General features: G+C 60.5%; 16 protein-coding genes. 10 read left to right on the top strand and 6 right to left on the bottom strand.

Annotated features, from left to right (window positions below; translation table 11 throughout):
* Positions 1 to 69 precede the first annotated feature (69 nt).
* Complete coding sequence (locus LJX92_RS19045; RefSeq protein ID WP_148852759.1) at positions 70 to 471, top strand: transcriptional regulator; 402 nt, start codon at positions 70 to 72, stop codon at positions 469 to 471.
* Between the two features lie 39 nt (positions 472 to 510).
* On the opposite strand, the gene LJX92_RS19040 is transcribed toward LJX92_RS19045, so the two are convergent.
* The 3 genes from LJX92_RS19040 to LJX92_RS19030 form a co-directional block, all read right to left on the bottom strand.
* Positions 511 to 1380, bottom strand: a complete 870-nt coding sequence (locus LJX92_RS19040) for a DUF6279 family lipoprotein (protein ID WP_228308813.1) — start codon at positions 1378 to 1380, stop codon at positions 511 to 513.
* Between the two features lie 66 nt (positions 1381 to 1446).
* A complete protein-coding gene (locus LJX92_RS19035) occupies positions 1447 to 2169 on the bottom strand; it encodes a TorF family putative porin (RefSeq protein ID WP_005790212.1) in 723 nt (240 codons plus the stop codon).
* A 213-nt stretch (positions 2170 to 2382) separates the two neighbouring features.
* A complete protein-coding gene (locus tag LJX92_RS19030) occupies positions 2383 to 2562 on the bottom strand; it encodes a hypothetical protein (protein WP_003193095.1) in 180 nt (59 codons plus the stop codon).
* A gap of 322 nt (positions 2563 to 2884) precedes the next feature.
* On the opposite strand from LJX92_RS19030, the gene LJX92_RS19025 reads away from it, so the two are divergent.
* Positions 2885 to 3721: a S1 RNA-binding domain-containing protein gene (locus tag LJX92_RS19025; protein ID WP_019820451.1), complete on the top strand. Its 837-nt coding sequence runs from the start codon at positions 2885 to 2887 to the stop codon at positions 3719 to 3721.
* 112 nt (positions 3722 to 3833) lie between these two features.
* Complete coding sequence (locus LJX92_RS19020) at positions 3834 to 4232, top strand: DUF2177 family protein (RefSeq protein ID WP_148852755.1); 399 nt, start codon at positions 3834 to 3836, stop codon at positions 4230 to 4232.
* Here LJX92_RS19020 and LJX92_RS19015 read toward each other — a convergent pair.
* Positions 4176 to 5354 (bottom strand): MFS transporter, encoded by a 1179-nt coding sequence (locus LJX92_RS19015; protein ID WP_148852754.1) that lies wholly within the window; start codon positions 5352 to 5354, stop codon positions 4176 to 4178. The genes LJX92_RS19020 and LJX92_RS19015 overlap by 57 nt on opposite strands.
* A 104-nt stretch (positions 5355 to 5458) precedes the next feature.
* Here LJX92_RS19015 and ptrR point away from each other — a divergent pair, with 104 nt between their 5' ends.
* Together ptrR and LJX92_RS27005 are read left to right on the top strand one after the other, a co-directional pair.
* Complete coding sequence (gene ptrR, locus LJX92_RS19010) at positions 5459 to 6352, top strand: putrescine utilization regulator PtrR (protein ID WP_103733660.1); 894 nt, start codon at positions 5459 to 5461, stop codon at positions 6350 to 6352.
* Between the two features lie 142 nt (positions 6353 to 6494).
* Entirely contained in the window at positions 6495 to 6617 is a 123-nt protein-coding gene (locus LJX92_RS27005; RefSeq protein WP_262371413.1) for a PA1414 family protein, read from the top strand.
* Positions 6618 to 6804: 187 nt separating this feature from the next.
* Here the strand turns inward: LJX92_RS27005 and LJX92_RS19005 are convergent, their stop codons facing one another.
* Complete coding sequence (locus LJX92_RS19005; RefSeq protein WP_103733661.1) at positions 6805 to 8187, bottom strand: sodium:solute symporter; 1383 nt, start codon at positions 8185 to 8187, stop codon at positions 6805 to 6807.
* 131 nt (positions 8188 to 8318) lie between these two features.
* The gene (gene speB / locus LJX92_RS19000) at positions 8319 to 9269 is read right to left on the bottom strand and encodes an agmatinase (RefSeq protein WP_005790202.1); all 951 of its coding nucleotides are present in this window, start codon (positions 9267 to 9269) and stop codon (positions 8319 to 8321) included.
* Positions 9270 to 9418: 149 nt separating this feature from the next.
* Here speB and LJX92_RS18995 point away from each other — a divergent pair, with 149 nt between their 5' ends.
* The 5 genes from LJX92_RS18995 (at position 9419) to relA (ending at position 15699) form a co-directional block, all read left to right on the top strand.
* The gene (locus LJX92_RS18995) at positions 9419 to 10312 is read left to right on the top strand and encodes a LysR family transcriptional regulator (protein WP_005790200.1); all 894 of its coding nucleotides are present in this window, start codon (positions 9419 to 9421) and stop codon (positions 10310 to 10312) included.
* Positions 10313 to 10319: 7 nt separating this feature from the next.
* Positions 10320 to 10925, top strand: a complete 606-nt coding sequence (locus tag LJX92_RS18990; protein ID WP_228308812.1) for a tRNA-uridine aminocarboxypropyltransferase — start codon at positions 10320 to 10322, stop codon at positions 10923 to 10925.
* 154 nt (positions 10926 to 11079) lie between these two features.
* Positions 11080 to 11982: a cysteine synthase CysM gene (gene cysM / locus LJX92_RS18985; protein WP_003193080.1), complete on the top strand. Its 903-nt coding sequence runs from the start codon at positions 11080 to 11082 to the stop codon at positions 11980 to 11982.
* Positions 11982 to 13334 carry a 23S rRNA (uracil(1939)-C(5))-methyltransferase RlmD gene (gene rlmD / locus LJX92_RS18980; protein WP_078821996.1) on the top strand — a complete coding sequence of 451 codons (1353 nt, stop codon included), beginning with the start codon at positions 11982 to 11984 and terminating at the stop codon, positions 13332 to 13334. The genes cysM and rlmD overlap by 1 nt, the downstream gene beginning before the upstream one ends.
* Positions 13335 to 13455: 121 nt before the next feature.
* Entirely contained in the window at positions 13456 to 15699 is a 2244-nt protein-coding gene (gene relA / locus LJX92_RS18975) for a GTP diphosphokinase (protein WP_032880009.1), read from the top strand.
* The last annotated feature ends 24 nt before the right edge of the window (positions 15700 to 15723 follow it).

Here is a 15723-nt window from a genome sequence, read left to right as displayed (position 1 = left end):
CGGCCAGTGCCCCCACGTGTCACTACCTATGACGGGCTAATTTTCCATCGGCCTGCAGGAGGAATCAGGATGACGACTTACAACTGGGATCTGATCGAACGTCTGCTGCACGAAGTGCAGAACGGCGAGGGCAGCTTCGCCCCGCGTAAATACGCCGAGCAGGAAGCCGCTGATAAGGCTACGGCTGGCGAGGACACCGGGAACCTGGACGCGCTGAAAAAAACCGCTGCGGACTACGAGGCGTTGTTGTTCAAGCGCGGGTTTATTGAGTCGCGCCCCGAAGAGGAAGGCGGCAATGGTGAAAACTTCATCTTGACCGCGCGCGGTGCAAGCCTGTTGGCGTTGATCGACAGTTCGATTCCTGGCCATGAGCACCCCCGTCAAGTGATGAACGAGCAGGAGGACGCGCTGGAGGAGGCGACCTTCGATCAAGTCTCTTCCAAAGCTGCGATTGCCGGTGGCGCTATCTAACCCCTGAATCCAATGTGGGTGGGAGCCCTGCTCCCCTCCCTATTGATTTGCGCCGGCTTTGAGGCATTTAAGCGCTTTGAAATCGCCTCGTACGCCGTCGATTTTTTGCCTCAGCTTCTGACGTTGTTGCTCGGTGCTCTCAGCCATCAGGTCCACGATCAGACTGCGCGCCGCCGCTTCGGTCTGGGCATAGGCAGCGCGGTATTCAGGCGTCCATAGGCTCTCCCTGTCCACCAGCAAACGTTGCATTTTCTGCGGGAAGTCGGCGTCGTGGCGGTGTTCAACGGCCTCGATAAACTGCGCCTGCCAATGGGCGCGGTTGCCGATCCACGCCTGGTTCTGTTCGCCCAAAGCGTTGGACCACGCCGTTACGCGGTTTTGCTGGCTGGCGCTCAGCGGGCCGATCCAGGCATCCAGGCGCTTGCTCATGCGCTGGGCGCGTTCCTTGATCTGCTGGGCCAGCGGCGGTTTGAGGTATTCATCCTGGCGTTTGCGCAGGTCTTTGGCCAGGGCGTCGCTCATGTCCTTGACCTGTTGATCATCCAGACCCTGCAGCAACTGCACGGCGGACGGGGTGATCTCCCGCGCGATCTCGGCAATCGCCTGCTTGGCTTCCACGGTTCGGGTTTGCAGCGCGGCGTCAGTGATTTGCTGGCTGTCGACCATCTGCTGCAGGCGGTCGAGCCAGTCCAGGTAGCCCGGCAATTGCGTGGTGCAATGCCAGGCCAGGTGTTCCTTGAGGGTGTCGTTGAACCAGCTCTTCTGCCCGGCATTCATGTCCAGGTAGTCGTTGAGGGTCCAGGGGATGATCACGTCGAGATTACGGTAGGCCAGGCCCACGCGATTGCAGCCGGCGAGCACCAGGCTCAGGGTCAGCAGTACCACCAGGAGTTTGAGCCGGCGCAACATGGGCGAGTCCTTGCACGGATGGGATTAATGCATGTGAACCTGCGCGGGGTGCGACAGTTCAGCCCATCAATAAAACGGCCGGACGGCCTTCAAGGTCAACAGGCCGTCGCATTGCGAGTTGTGTCCGGAGTAGGCCGAGCAGTCACCGCCGCTGAGGCTGGAGTCGCTGTAGATCAGATCCAGGTCGATGCCTTTCCAGGCCCGGGAGAATTGCACCGACCAGTCGCTGAAACTGCTGATGGCGCCGTTTTCCACCGACACCGGTGTGCCCAATTGGTGGGTGGTGTATTTCATGCTGACGCCGATACCGAACGGCTGGGTGCCGCCGAGGTCGGCGAACAGGGTGCTGTCCTGACGGTCGGGGTCGTTGCTGAAGGACACGCCGAAGCGGTTGCCCAACAGGTTCAGGCCGCCGTAGAACTCCTGGCTGTCGAGGGGGCTGACCTTGGGGTAGCTGTAGTGAATCAAGCCCACTTCATAGCCCAGGGTCTGGTCGAAAGGGCGTTTGAAACCCAGGTAGGAGTCAACTTCGAGATTGTTGGCCGACGACAGGCCCATATTCGGTGAAAATTGGCCGAAATACAGGCCGCTGTCGTGGGTAAGGTCCAGGCCTCCGTGGAACGAGTCACTGCCAGGGGAGGTGGGCTTGACCAGGCCCTGGGCCATGCTACGGCTGGGGGTAGTGCCCAATTTCAGGTCGAAGTCGCCCAGTTCACGCTGAAAAATCTGCGCTTCGGCCAAAGGGCTGGCGATCAGAATGCTGACCAGGAAAATACAGCGTTTAAGCATGCTTCACTCCATGAAAAGCGAGGAGCAGTAACGGATGGGTTCGAGCAGATGCCCGTGCTAGACGTGTGCAAGGATACCGGCGAATGCCAGGCATTGAGGCCCGTTCGTCGATTAGCTTGGTATTGAAGGGTGTACGAGGGTGTTTCCAACTCTAGTCCTAGCGCCTTGAAGGCAAGACGCTTAGGGACCAGATGCAGTGCGCAGGTAGGACGATTACTTCTTGCCCAGGCTGATCTGCTTGGACGGGCCGAAAGTCTGGCCGCTCACGCCCTTGGCAATTTGCTGGATTTCGCCGCCGGACTTGAGGAAAGCAGCAATCTGGCTGTTGATCGATTCGCTGGTTTCAACGGCGGGAGCTGGCTTTGCTTTGCTGTTGGATGCTTTTACACGCATGGCGGCCACTAACCTGTAGAGAATTAACTTGGCCAGGCATCGTACAGGAAATACTTGACAATTGCTTGGCAAATATCCCCTGAGAATATAGGCCAGGCTGGGAAAGAGCCCAGGTTTAATGATGAAATAAGCCGCTAACTTACTGTTTTAGCTCGAAACCATGGGCGTGTGCGAGGTTGGCGGCCCGGAAAAATTCAACCGATTGATCAGACGAGCGGGGCGATGCCAATAGAACGCCATGCCAGCCCGCGATTTTTCAGGCGCGCGCGCGTGCAGGGCCCAAGTCGGGTAGAATGCCGCCCACGCAATGAGGGTATTGGAAATGGCTTTAGTCGGGCGCTACAACAGCTTGCAAGTGGTCAAGCACACTAACTTTGGTTTGTACCTCGATGGTGCGCAAGACGGCGAAATCCTCTTGCCTAATCGGTATATCCCTAAAGATATTCCCAGTGAAGATGAAGACTGGCTCAATGTTTTCATTTACTTGGACAGCGATGACAAACTTATCGCCACCACTGAAAAACCCAAAGTTCAAGTCGGCGAATTTGCCAGTTTGAAAGTTGTGGAAGTCAACAGTATCGGGGTGTTCCTCGACTGGGGCCTGCCAAAGGATCTGCTGCTGCCGTATTCGGAAGAAAAGCGCCAGCTGACGGCGGGTGAATATTGCGTGGTGCACGTCTACCTCGACAAGCACACCAAGCGCATCACCGCCACCGCACGTCTTGACCGTTACCTGGACAAGACGCCAGCCAACTACCAGGTGGGCCAGGAAGTCGATCTGCTGGTGGCTGAAGCCACGGACATGGGCTTCAAGGCAATCATCAACAACAAGCACTGGGGCCTGATCCACAAGAACGAAGTGTTCAAGTTCCTGCGCCCGGGCAAGGAAGAAAAAGGCTTCATCAAGGAGATTCGCGCCGATGGCAACATCAGCCTGAGCCTGCAACCGGTCGGCCAGGAGGCGGCCTCCAGCCTCAACTCCAAGATCCTCGCCAAGTTGCGTGACAACAACGGCACCCTGCCGGTCAGCGACAAAAGCGATCCGGCGGTGATCAGCAACTTGTTCGGCGTCAGCAAAGGCAACTTTAAAAAGGCCATTGGTGCGCTCTACAAGCAAGGCCAGATCGTGATTCACGCTGACCGCATTGAACTAAGCTGATCGCGCCTGGCTCTTTGTAGGAGCGAGCTTGCTCGCGAAAATATTCCACGCGCAGTGTGGCGTCGGATGTACGTTTTTCGCGAGCAAGCTCGCTCCTACAAAGGCTCGTGTCATGTCCAAGAGACCGCTCTTCGCCTACCTCGGCACCTTGCTCGCCTTCCTGGTCCTCGACGGCCTCTGGCTCGGCGTGCTGATGGGCCCCACCTACAAATCCCTGCTCGGCCCGCTGATGCTTGATCAGCCGCGCCTGTTGCCTGCGGTGTTGTTCTATCTGCTGTATGTCCTCGGTTGTGTGGTGTTCGTGGTCTTGCCCAGTGCCAGTTGGCAACGTGCTGCGCGGTTGGGCGCACTGCTGGGCCTGGTGGCCTATGGCACTTATGATTTGAGCAATTGGGCCACGCTTCGGGGCTGGTCCGCCGGGCTCGCGGTGATGGACATGGCGTGGGGCACCTGTTTAACCGCCCTGTGCTGCACCGTCGGCCACCTGTGTGCACGGCGTGTGCATCGGTAGTTGGCGGTTGATCAAGACCGAGCCTGCCACCAACAACCCGGCACCGGCGACGATCAACGCCGGGTGCAGACCACCACTGAGGTGACTGCTCATCGAGGCCAGTAGCGGACCGCTCAGTTGGCCGATGGCAAAGCTGGCGGTCAGTAGCCCTGTGCTGCGTTGGTAGCCGTTGGGTGCAACCTCGCGCAGGCGCGCCATTACCAGTTGCATGCAGGCCAGGAAGGGCGCGCCGCACAACAACACGCCCAGCGCAAGGCCCCAACTGTTACCGAGCAGGCAGGCGAAGACCCCGGCCGCTTGCAGCCACAAGGTCACCATCAGCCATCGGCGCGTGGTGTCCGGGCTCTTGCGGCGCAGACTTGCCACCACCACACCTACAGCGGCAGCCAGGCCGAAGCAGGGCCAGAACAGATCGGCCTGCCAGGCTCCGTTGAACTGTGCGTTGGCCATCTGCGACAGAAAGGTCGCGGGGATGATGTAGCCCAGGCCGAACAGGAAATAGATCCAGCACAGATGCGCGATGCTGCCGTTGTTGCTTGCACGGGTTTCAGCAGGCGCCGTGAGGGTTGGCTTGGGTAAAAAGGGCAGGATCGCCAGCAGCATCACCAGGGCAACGATGCCGTAGACCAGCCACAGCATGGCGGAGCCTTGCCCCAGCAAGTTCGAGCCCAGCGCCAGCAGCCCCGTCAGCGCAATCCCAAGTCCCGGCCCGGCAAATACCAGCGCACCCAGACGCGGCCGGCCGGCGGCGATCGCCAGCGGCTGGCTCAGGCTGGTAATCATCACCAGAGCCCAGGCGCTGGCCACGCCGGTTCCGAAGCGCAACAGCAAGTGCGGCCAGAACCCATGGGCCCAGTACGACGCCAGCGTCAGCAGGACGCAGAGCCACAACCCGCCATAAAGGCGGCCGCGTACATGATGATGGCTGCGAGCAAAGATCGAATCCACCGCGCCCACAAAGTAGCCCAAGTAATTGGCGGCCGCGATCAGCCCGGCATCCGCCAGGTCGACCTGACCTTCGCTGAGTAAATGCGGCATTTGCGGGGTCAGGGCGAAGCGGCCAATGCCCATGGCCATCATCAGGGCGATAAAGCTGGCGAGTAAACGAATCTGCGGTGACATGCTTAGGTTTCCTACAGGAAAGCGAATGACTTGTAGGCTAAGGCGGATTGACTTTCTGTAAAATTGAATAATAGTGAGTAACTTGTTCAGTTTTGGAGAAAGGTATGGAGTTCAGTCAATTGCGGATTTTCCAGGCCGTGGCGGAAGAGGGCTCCATCACCCGCGCCGCTGAACGTTTGCACCGCGTGCCATCGAACTTGTCGACCCGCCTCAAGCAGATGGAGGAGCAACTGGGAGTCGAGCTGTTTGTGCGTGAGCGCCAGCGGTTGCAGCTTTCTCCTGCGGGTAAAGTGCTGCTGGACTACAGCACTCGGCTGCTGGCGCTGCATGACGAAGCTCACGGCGCCGTACAAGGCGGGCAACCGGCTGGTGATTTTGTGCTGGGCAGCATGTACAGCACCGCCGCGGTGCATTTGCCCAAGCTGCTGGCGCGCTATCACAGGACTTACCCCATGGTGAACCTGCAAGTGCAGTCGGCGCCCAGCGGGGAGCTGCTGGAAGGTTTGATTACCGGACGGCTGGACGCAGCGTTTGTGGACGGTCCGCTGACCATCGCGACCCTGGATGGCGTACCGTTGTGCGAAGAGCGCCTGGTATTGATTTGCGAAGCCGATCACCCACCGGTGCGCGGTCCCCAGGACGTTGCCGGGCGATCTGTGTTCACGTTCCGACGCAGCTGCGCCTATCGCACGCGCCTGGAAACCTGGTTTTCCCACGAGCATGTGGCCATGGGGCGGGCTATCGAGATCGAGTCCTATCAAGGGATGCTCGCGTGTGTGATCGCCGGTTCGGGGGTGGCGTTGATGTCGCAATCGATGCTCGACAGCCTGCCAGGCAAGGACAGCGTGTCCGTTCATCCGCTGACCGGGCCTTTTGCCACTGCGACCACCTGGCTGATGTGGCGAAAGGGTATGCTCGGCGCTAACCTCAATGCATGGATCGACCTGCAGCACGAAGGCAGCCCGGCAAGCCTGGCAGATACGCGCGCCATCGCTTGAGCGATCCGTCAGGATTTGGATCAATCCAGTAATAGTTAGTTGTGGTTTCGTTCAAGCATTACCTAGGACTTAGGGCTACTATCTCTGTAGGAAACGGCGACAAAACTCACGCCGACCAGCACTACCCTCAAAGGGGGCAACCATGAAAGAGAAAATCCAGAACTGGCTCCACGATCTTGGCGTTACGCTGGGCTTGATCGAGCCCCCGCTGCAACCGGTGCCGATCCGCACGGATGATGAGCAGCGCCGGCCCCGTCGCCGCTGAGTATCAGGCCCAAACAATATGGGAAATGTGGGAGCGGACTTGCTCGCGAATACGGTGCATCAGCCAGTAAATGGTTGAATGACACACCGCCTTCGCGAGCAAGCCCGCTCCCACAATTATTTTGTGCAGCGCAAAAAACGGGTGCGAACACCGACGTCGCACCCGCTGAAGAAATTATCCTAATAGCTCAAGCCGCCCGAGCCGCCACGGTATCCGGTTTGCGCGACAACATACTCACCAGCACAAAACTCACCAGGGCTACCGCCAGGCTGCAGTAAATCGGTGTGTTTGCATCCAACCCATCCTTGAACATAAACACCAGCGCGGTTACGAAACCCAGCGCCATGGACGTGATCGCGCCCGAGGTGGTGGCTCGCTTCCAGAATATCGCGCCAATCAGAGGTACCAACATACCGCCCACCAACAGGTTATAGGCCAGGGTCAGCGCGCTGATCACGTCATTCACCACCAGTGCGATGCCCAATACGGCAACACCGGTCATCAGGGTGAACACGCGGTTGATGCCCAGGCTCGATTGCTTGCCACCGCGCAGCCGTGGCAGCAGGTCTTCGGTCAACACGGTGGACGCAGCGAGCAGGCCGGCGCTGGCGGTGGACATCATCGCCGCCAGGGCAGCCGCAATCACCAGGCCACGAATACCGTCCGGTAACGAGGCTTTGACGATGGCGGCAAAGGCATTGTTGACGTTATCCAGGTCCGGGATCAGCACGTGAGCCGCCATGCCAATCAGGGCGCAGGCCAGGCCGTAGAGAATGCAGTAGAAACCGGCGAAAGTGCCCGCGTACTGGGCGACCTTTTCATCACGGGCGGTGAATACTCGCTGCCAGATATCCTGGCCGATCAGGATGCCGAAGAAGTAGATCATGAAGTAAGTGATGATCGTGTCCCAACCGATCGCGGTAAAGCTGAAGTTCGACGCCGGCAGCTTGGCCACCAGTTCATCCCAGCCGCCGACGCGGTACAGGCAGATCGGCAGCAGGATGAACATCAGGCCGACGGTCTTGATCACAAATTGCACGATATCGGTCAGGGTCAGCGACCACATGCCACCGATGGTTGAATACACCACCACCACACCGCCGCCTACCAGCACCGACATCCAGAACGGCAAGTCGAACAGCACTTGCAATACGGTGCCGATTGCCAGGATCGAGGTCACGCCGATCATCAGTGCATAGGCCAGCATGATCACAGCGCTGGCCTGGCGCGCCATGGGGTTGTAGCGTTTTTCCAGGACCTGGGTCACGGTGAAGATTTTCAGCTTCAGCAGCGGCTTGGCCAGGAACAGGTTCAGCGCAATGATCCCGGCGCCCAGCGCGGCGCACAGCCAGAAACCTGAAATGCCGTGCACATAACCCAAGCGCACGGTGCCGACGGTGGAGGCGCCGCCCAATACCGTGGCGGCCATGGTGCCCATGTACAGCGATGGGCCGAGGTTACGGCCCGCCACCAGATAGTCTTCGTGGGTTTTGGCGCGGCGCATACCGTAGTAGCCAAGCACGAGCATACCGGCGGCGTAGATGAGTACGACGAATAAATCCAAAGCCATGACGGTGATTCTCCGATTATCTTTTTTATGGGCGATCAGGCGGCAGCCGGCTCGGTCAATACGCGAGCGAAGGTCAGGTACATCGTTGGATGGGGATCTGCGCGATCCCCTTGATTGTTATCGTGAAGGCATCAGCGATGCGCGACGCCAGGCAATACACAGAGCATCTCGTACAGCAAGTTGGCGCCCAGCAGCGAGGTGTTGCCTGTGGTGTCATAGGGCGGTGAAACTTCCACCAGATCACAACCAATCAGATCCAGGCCCTGGCAGCCACGGATGATCTCGATCGCTTGGATGGTGGTCAGCCCGCCGATTTCCGGGGTGCCGGTGCCGGGTGCCCAGGCGGGATCGATGCCGTCGATATCGAAGCTGAGGTACACCGGGCCGCCGCCGACTTTTTCCCGCACTTGGGCCATCAACGGGGCCAGGGATTGGTGCCAGCATTCTTCGGCCTGGACCACGCGAAAGCCTTGCTTGCGGCTCCAGTTGAAATCTTCGGCGGTGTAGCCCTGGGCACGCAGGCCGATCTGCACCACGCGGTCGCAATCGAGCAAACCTTCTTCCACGGCGCGGCGGAAGGTGGTGCCGTGGGCGATTTTTTCGCCGAACATATGGTCGTTGACGTCGGCATGGGCATCGATGTGCACCAGCCCGACCTTGCCGTGTTTCTTGTGGATCGCCCGCAGGATCGGCAGGGTGATGGTGTGGTCGCCGCCCAGGGTCAGGGGGATCACGTCGTGCTCGAGGATTTCATCGTAGGCTTCTTCGATGATGCGCACGGCGTCGAGCAGGTTGAAGGTGTTGATCGCCACGTCGCCGATGTCGGCCACTGACAGTGAGTCGAACGGTGCAGCGCCGGTGGCCATGTTGTAGGGACGGATCATCACCGACTCGGCGCGGATTTCCCGAGGCCCGAAGCGTGTGCCGGCGCGCAGCGAGGTGCCAATATCCAGGGGCACGCCGATAAAGGCAGCGTCCAGACCCTTGGCCGTTTGCAGGTGGGGAAGGCGCATCATGGTGGCGATGCCGGCGAAGCGCGGCATTTCGTTGCCGCCCAGTGGTTGGTGGAAAATCTTGTCCACGGGATTGCCTCATCGTTGTTTTGTTTATTGATGGCCGATTCTGCAAAAAGCCTGGGGCAGGAAGAATCGGCAGGGGCAAATACTTAGTTCAGATTTTTCTAAACTAATGCAGGGAGGTAGACTGTGCGCATCCCTGTCCGGAGCCGACCATGGCCAACGCCTTGCCCGACCTGAAACTCCTGCGCATCTTCGTCAGCGTCGTGCGCCACCAGGGGTTCGCCAATGCCCAGCACGAACTCAACCTGTCGACGTCGGCCATCAGCACGTATATGAGCCAACTCGAATCCGCGCTGGGCCTGGTGCTGTGCCATCGAGGACGTGGCGGCTTCAGCCTGACCAGCAAAGGCGAGCTGTTTCATCAGGAAACCCTGCGCCTGTTGGGCGAGCTCGAGGGCTTCGAGCAATACGCCGCCGCGCTCAAAGGCGAGTTGCGCGGCACGCTCAAGCTGGGCGTGCTTGATTCCACCGTCAGCGACAAGGCCCTGCCGTTCGCCGAAGTGATTGGCGCCTACAGCCTGGAACATCCGGCGGTTCACCTGAATCTGTCGGTGATGAGCCCCTACGAACTGCAACTGGGCGTACAGGACAACCGCCTGGACCTGGCAATCGGTGCGTTCTCCAACCGTATGAGCGGGCTGATCTATATGCCGCTGTACCGCGAACAGCACTGGCTGTATTGCAGCAACCGGCACCCGCTGTTCAGCGAGCGGCGTATTCCCGAACAGGTCATCACTCAGCAGCGCATGGTCGGCCGCGGCTACTGGAGCCAGGCCGAGCTGGCGCGCCACGGCTTCAAACACAGCGCCGCGACCGTGGAAAGTATGGAAGCGCAGTTGATCCTGGTATTGTCTGGCGCCTACATCGGTTACCTGCCCGAACACTACGCCCAGGCCTGGGCCGACAAGGGTGACCTGCGCGTGTTACTGCCGGCGACCTTCGGCTACCAGGCGCCGTTCTCGATGATCATGCGCCGTGGTCGTAGCCGTGAACCGCTGATCCAGACCTTCCGCGACTTGCTCAAGACCCAGCTTAACCAGGCCTGAAAAAACCATGTCCAGACCCCAATGCCCGCAATGCTTGCGGCCGACCACTCATTGCCTCTGTGCACTGATCCCGACCCTCGACAGCCGCACTCGCGTGTTGCTGTTGCAGCACCCGAGCGAGGTCGGCCATGCGCTCAATACCGCGAGGTTGGCGGCGTTGGGCTTGAATAATGCGCAGTTGGTGGTGGGGGAGGTGTTTGATGATCTGGCGACGTTATTAAACCCGCCTGGTTATCGGGCGCGGCTGTTGTTTCCGGCGGATGACGCCGAGCCGCTGCGCGCTTATGCACCTGACGATCAGCCATTGTTATTGGTGGTTCCCGATGGCACCTGGCGCAAGGCGCGCAAGCTGTTGCACCTCAATCCTTTGCTGGCGGCGTTGCCCCGGGTGACATTGGCCCTAGGCGGCGTTTCCCGCTATCGCTTGCGCAAGGCGCCGGGGCCTGGTGCCTTGTCGACGGTTGAAGCAATCACGCAAGCGTTGCAGGTATTGGAAGCGCCACTATCGTTCGATCCGCTGCTCAAACCCTTTGAAGCGCTGATCGAAGGGCAGATTGCTGCGATGGGGGATGAGGTATTCCAGAGAAATCATGGTGAAGGGCAGAAGGATTAGCAGGTTTGACGAGGCTTGCCCCCGATGGAGCCCTCACAGTCAACACTTTAATGGCTTATGCCTTTAAGCCATAAGCACCGCACTTTGCGTGATATGGCCCGCCGGCCTTTCCCGGTATGATGTCCGCCCCCGCAGTCTGGATTGCGAATACGCCATGACCTTGCAGTACCCCACAATCGCCGATTGCGTCGGCAACACGCCCCTGGTCCGCTTGCAACGCATGGCGGGTGAAACCAGCAATACCCTGTTGCTCAAACTCGAAGGCAACAACCCGGCCGGCTCCGTCAAGGACCGCCCGGCGCTGTCGATGATCGCCCGCGCCGAGTTGCGCGGGCAGATCAAGCCAGGCGACACCCTGATTGAAGCCACCTCGGGTAACACCGGGATCGCCCTGGCCATGGCCGCCGCGATCAAAGGCTACAAGATGGTGCTGATCATGCCCGACAACGGCAGTGCCGAGCGCAAGGCGGCGATGACCGCTTACGGTGCCCAGCTGATCCTGGTCACCCAGGAAGAAGGCATGGAAGGCGCCCGTGACCTCGCCGAGCGTATGGCCGCCGAAGGCCGTGGCGTGGTGCTGGACCAGTTCGCCAACGGTGACAATCCCGAGGCGCACTACACCAGCACCGGCCCGGAAATCTGGCGCCAGACCCAGGGCACCATTACCCATTTCGTCAGTTCCATGGGCACCACCGGCACCATCATGGGCAACTCGCGCTACCTGAAGGAGCAGAACCCTGCGATCCAGATCGTCGGTCTGCAACCGATGGAAGGCGCGGCCATCCCCGGTATCCGCCGCTGGCCCGAAGAGTACTTGCCGAAGATCTACAACGCGACGCGAGTAGACCGCATCATCGACATGGCCCAGCGCGAAGCCGAAGACACTACGCGCCGTCTGGCCCGTGAAGAAGGCATCTTCTGCGGCGTGTCCTCCGGCGGCGCTGTGGCCGGTATGTTGCGCTTGTCCAAAGAAGTGGAAAACGCGGTGATCGTCGCGATCATCTGTGACCGAGGCGACCGCTACCTGTCGACCGGCATCTTCGACGAACCCAACTGATGGCCAAGCACGAGAGAGGCCTGCGCTTCCAGCCGACAGGCGGCAGCCGGGCCCCGCAGATCCCGGTGGGCAAGAAACAGCGCCTGACCATCGAGCGCCTGGCCAATGATGGCCGTGGCATTGTGTTCTTTGAAGGCCGCACCTGGTTTGTGAATGGTGCGCTGGCCGGCGAAGAAGTCGAAGCGCGGGTGTTGGGCGCCCACGGCAAAGTGGTTGAGGCCCGCACCGAGCGGGTGTTCAAGGCCAGTGAGCTACGGCGCCCGGCACCCTGCGCCCACGTTGGCCGCTGCGGCGGTTGCAGCGTGCAGCATCTGCCCCATGATCAGCAACTTGCCCTGAAACAGCGCATGCTCGCCGAGCAGTTGTCGCGGGTGGCAGGTGTCGAACCGCAAGAGTGGGCGCCGCCGTTGAGCGGGCCGGAGTTCGGTTACCGGCGTCGCGCCCGTGTGGCCGTACGTTGGGACGCCAAGGCGAAGAAACTCGAAGTGGGTTTTCGCGCCGTGGCCAGTCAGGACATCGTCGCTATCGACGATTGCCCGGTGCTGGTACAAGCCTTGCAACCGATCATGCAGCGCTTGCCGAATATGCTGCGTCGCCTGAGCAAACCGCAGGCGCTGGGGCATGTGGAGCTGTTCAGTGGTTCGTCCATCGCCGTTTTGCTGCGGCATATGGCACCGCTGTCCGAAGCAGACCTGCTGATCCTTAAAGAATTCTGTACCTTCCATGAGGCCCAATTGTGGCTGCATGGCGAGGGCCAACCGGAACCTGCCGAGCCCGACCAGGCCCTGGGGTTTCGCCTGGATGCCTGGAATCTGGAACTGGCTTATCGGCCGGGAGATTTTGTGCAGGTCAACGCCGGGGTCAATCAGGCGATGGTTGCCCAGGCATTGGAGTGGCTGGCGCCACAAGCCGACGAACGGGTGTTGGACCTGTTTTGCGGCCTTGGCAACTTCGCCTTGCCGCTGGCGCGCCAGGTGCGCGAAGTGGTGGCGGTAGAGGGTGTGCAGACCATGGTGGACCGTGCGGCACTCAATGCCGCGAGCAACCATTTGCCTAACGTGCAGTTCTTTCAGGCCGACCTGTCTCAGCCTTTGACTGACGCGCCATGGGCCAAACAGGGCTTTTCTGCGGTACTCTTGGACCCACCCCGCGATGGTGCCCAAGAGGTTGTGCGCAAGCTCGCCACCCTTGGAGCCAAGCGCCTGGTGTATGTGTCCTGTAACCCAGCTACGCTGGCGCGGGACACGGTTGAGTTGGTCAAGCAAGGCTACCGGCTAAAGCGTGCCGGGATTCTCGACATGTTTCCGCAGACTGCGCATGTCGAGGCCATGGCGTTATTTGAAGCGGGCTAGGATGCCCGTTTAATCCGACTGGCCTGCGTTCTCCAAGGCCTTGGTACTGCTACGGAGCTCGCAGTAAAAGTCGGCGATGATTTTGGCGCATCAAAGGTGCGTCGTAGGGAAGGTAAGCAAGATGGTACAGGTGAGAGCACACCAGCCGATCAACACCGACGGCAGTATCAATCTCGAGGCATGGCTGGATCATGCCGTCAGTGTCGACCCGGCACTGGACCGTGAAGCCTTGAAAGCAGCCTGCGAGTTCGCTCGTGAGTCTGAGCAGCAAGACAATGCGGCCAAGAACCTGTGGGCCGAAGGCACTTCAAGCTTTCGCACCGGGTTGGAAATCGCCGAGATCCTCGCCGATCTCAAGCTGGATCAGGATTCGCTGATCGCCGCCGTGCTGTATCGCGGCGTGCGCGAGGGGCATATTCCGTTGGCAACCGTTGGCCAGCGCTTCGGCTCGGTGGTGACCAAGCTGATCGACGGCGTGCTGCGCATGGCGGCCATCAGTGCCAGCCTCAGCCCGCGCCAGTCGATGGTGCTGGGCACCCAGGGCCAGGTGGAAAACCTGCGCAAGATGCTGGTGGCGATGGTCGACGACGTGCGCGTCGCCCTGATCAAGCTGGCCGAGCGTACCTGCGCGATCCGTGCGGTGAAGACCGCCGACGACGAAAAGCGCAACCGCGTCGCCCGCGAAGTCTTCGACATCTACGCGCCGCTGGCCCACCGCCTGGGCATCGGCCACATCAAGTGGGAGCTGGAGGACCTGTCCTTTCGCTACCTGGAGCCGGACCAATACAAACAGATCGCCACATTGCTGCACGAGCGGCGCCTGGATCGCGAGCGCTTTATCAGCGACGTGATGGGCCAGCTGCGTTCCGAGCTGCAGGCAACTGGCGTAGACGCCGACATCAGCGGCCGCGCCAAGCACATCTACTCGATCTGGCGCAAAATGCAGCGCAAGGGCCTGGCCTTCAGCCAGATCTATGACGTGCGGGCGGTGCGCGTGCTGGTGCCGGAAATGCGCGATTGCTACACCGCGCTGGGGATCGTTCACACCCTGTGGCGCCACATCCCCAAGGAGTTCGACGACTACATCGCCAACCCCAAGGAAAACGGCTACCGCTCGCTGCACACCGCGGTGATCGGCCCTGAAGGCAAGGTGCTGGAAGTGCAGATCCGCACCCACGCGATGCACGAGGAGGCCGAGCTGGGCGTGTGCGCGCACTGGCGCTACAAGGGCACCGACGTCAAGGCCGGGTCCAACCAGTACGAAGAGAAAATCTCCTGGCTGCGCCAAGTGCTGGAATGGCACGAAGAACTCGGCGACATCGGCGGGCTGGCCGAACAGCTGCGGGTGGATATCGAGCCGGACCGGGTCTATATCTTCACCCCCGACGGCCATGCCATCGACTTGCCCAAGGGCGCCACGCCGCTGGATTTTGCCTACCGCGTGCACACCGAAATCGGCCATAACTGCCGGGGCGCCAAGATCAACGGGCGCATCGTGCCGCTCAACTACAGCCTGCAAACCGGTGAACAGGTCGAGATCATCACCAGCAAGCACGGCACGCCGAGCCGCGACTGGCTGAACCCGAACCTGGGCTATATCACCACCTCGCGAGCACGGGCGAAGATCGTCCACTGGTTCAAATTGCAAGCGCGCGACCAGAACGTCGCCGCCGGCAAGACCCTGCTCGAACGCGAACTGGCGCGCCTGGGCCTGCCTCAGGTGGACTTCGACAAGCTGGCCGAAAAGGCCAACATGAAGATCGCCGAAGACATGTTCGCCGCCCTCGGTGCCGGTGACCTGCGCCTGGCGCAACTGGTCAACCTGGCCCAGCAACTGGTCGAGCCCGAGCGCGGCAACGAACAGCTGGAACTCATCCCACGCAAGGCCACGGGTTACAAACCGGGCAAGCGTGGCGATATCCAGATCCAGGGCGTGGGCAACCTGATGACGCAAATGGCCGGCTGCTGCCAGCCGTTGCCGGGCGACGCCATTGTCGGCTACATCACCCAGGGCCGTGGCGTGAGCATTCACCGCCAGGACTGCGCCTCGGTGCTGCAACTGGGCGGGCGCGAGCCGGAGCGGATCATCCAGGTCAGTTGGGGGCCGGTGCCGGTGCTCACTTACCCGGTGGACATCATCATCCGTGCCTACGATCGTTCCGGCTTGCTGCGTGACGTCTCGCAAGTGCTGCTCAACGAGCGGATCAACGTGCTGGCGGTCAACACCCGCTCGAACAAAGAGGACAACACGGCGTTGATGTCCCTGACCATCGAGATTCCGGGGTTGGACGCACTGGGACGGTTGCTTGGGAGGATTTCCCAGTTGCCGAATATCATCGAGACGCGGCGCAACCGCACCCCATGAATAGCTGGATGAACGCGAACTGAA

This window comes from Pseudomonas sp. HN8-3 (assembly GCF_020790195.1).
Classification (GTDB): Bacteria; Pseudomonadota; Gammaproteobacteria; order Pseudomonadales; family Pseudomonadaceae; genus Aquipseudomonas; species Aquipseudomonas synxantha_A.
Note: the sequence above shows the minus strand (reverse complement) of the source record. Positions and strands in the feature narration are given on the sequence as shown.

Excerpts from the sequence above, each read along its gene's own strand:
- LJX92_RS19045 (WP_148852759.1), top strand. The coding sequence starts at position 70 with ATGACGACTTACAACTGGGATCTGATCGAACGTCTGCTGCACGAAGTG.
- LJX92_RS19040 (WP_228308813.1), bottom strand. The coding sequence starts at position 1,380 with ATGTTGCGCCGGCTCAAACTCCTGGTGGTACTGCTGACCCTGAGCCTG.
- LJX92_RS19035 (WP_005790212.1), bottom strand. The coding sequence starts at position 2,169 with ATGCTTAAACGCTGTATTTTCCTGGTCAGCATTCTGATCGCCAGCCCT.
- LJX92_RS19030 (WP_003193095.1), bottom strand. The coding sequence starts at position 2,562 with ATGCGTGTAAAAGCATCCAACAGCAAAGCAAAGCCAGCTCCCGCCGTT.
- LJX92_RS19025 (WP_019820451.1), top strand. The coding sequence starts at position 2,885 with ATGGCTTTAGTCGGGCGCTACAACAGCTTGCAAGTGGTCAAGCACACT.
- LJX92_RS19020 (WP_148852755.1), top strand. The coding sequence starts at position 3,834 with ATGTCCAAGAGACCGCTCTTCGCCTACCTCGGCACCTTGCTCGCCTTC.
- LJX92_RS19015 (WP_148852754.1), bottom strand. The coding sequence starts at position 5,354 with ATGTCACCGCAGATTCGTTTACTCGCCAGCTTTATCGCCCTGATGATG.
- ptrR (WP_103733660.1), top strand. The coding sequence starts at position 5,459 with ATGGAGTTCAGTCAATTGCGGATTTTCCAGGCCGTGGCGGAAGAGGGC.
- LJX92_RS27005 (WP_262371413.1), top strand. The coding sequence starts at position 6,495 with ATGAAAGAGAAAATCCAGAACTGGCTCCACGATCTTGGCGTTACGCTG.
- LJX92_RS19005 (WP_103733661.1), bottom strand. The coding sequence starts at position 8,187 with ATGGCTTTGGATTTATTCGTCGTACTCATCTACGCCGCCGGTATGCTC.
- LJX92_RS18995 (WP_005790200.1), top strand. The coding sequence starts at position 9,419 with ATGGCCAACGCCTTGCCCGACCTGAAACTCCTGCGCATCTTCGTCAGC.
- LJX92_RS18990 (WP_228308812.1), top strand. The coding sequence starts at position 10,320 with ATGTCCAGACCCCAATGCCCGCAATGCTTGCGGCCGACCACTCATTGC.
- cysM (WP_003193080.1), top strand. The coding sequence starts at position 11,080 with ATGACCTTGCAGTACCCCACAATCGCCGATTGCGTCGGCAACACGCCC.
- rlmD (WP_078821996.1), top strand. The coding sequence starts at position 11,982 with ATGGCCAAGCACGAGAGAGGCCTGCGCTTCCAGCCGACAGGCGGCAGC.
- relA (WP_032880009.1), top strand. The coding sequence starts at position 13,456 with ATGGTACAGGTGAGAGCACACCAGCCGATCAACACCGACGGCAGTATC.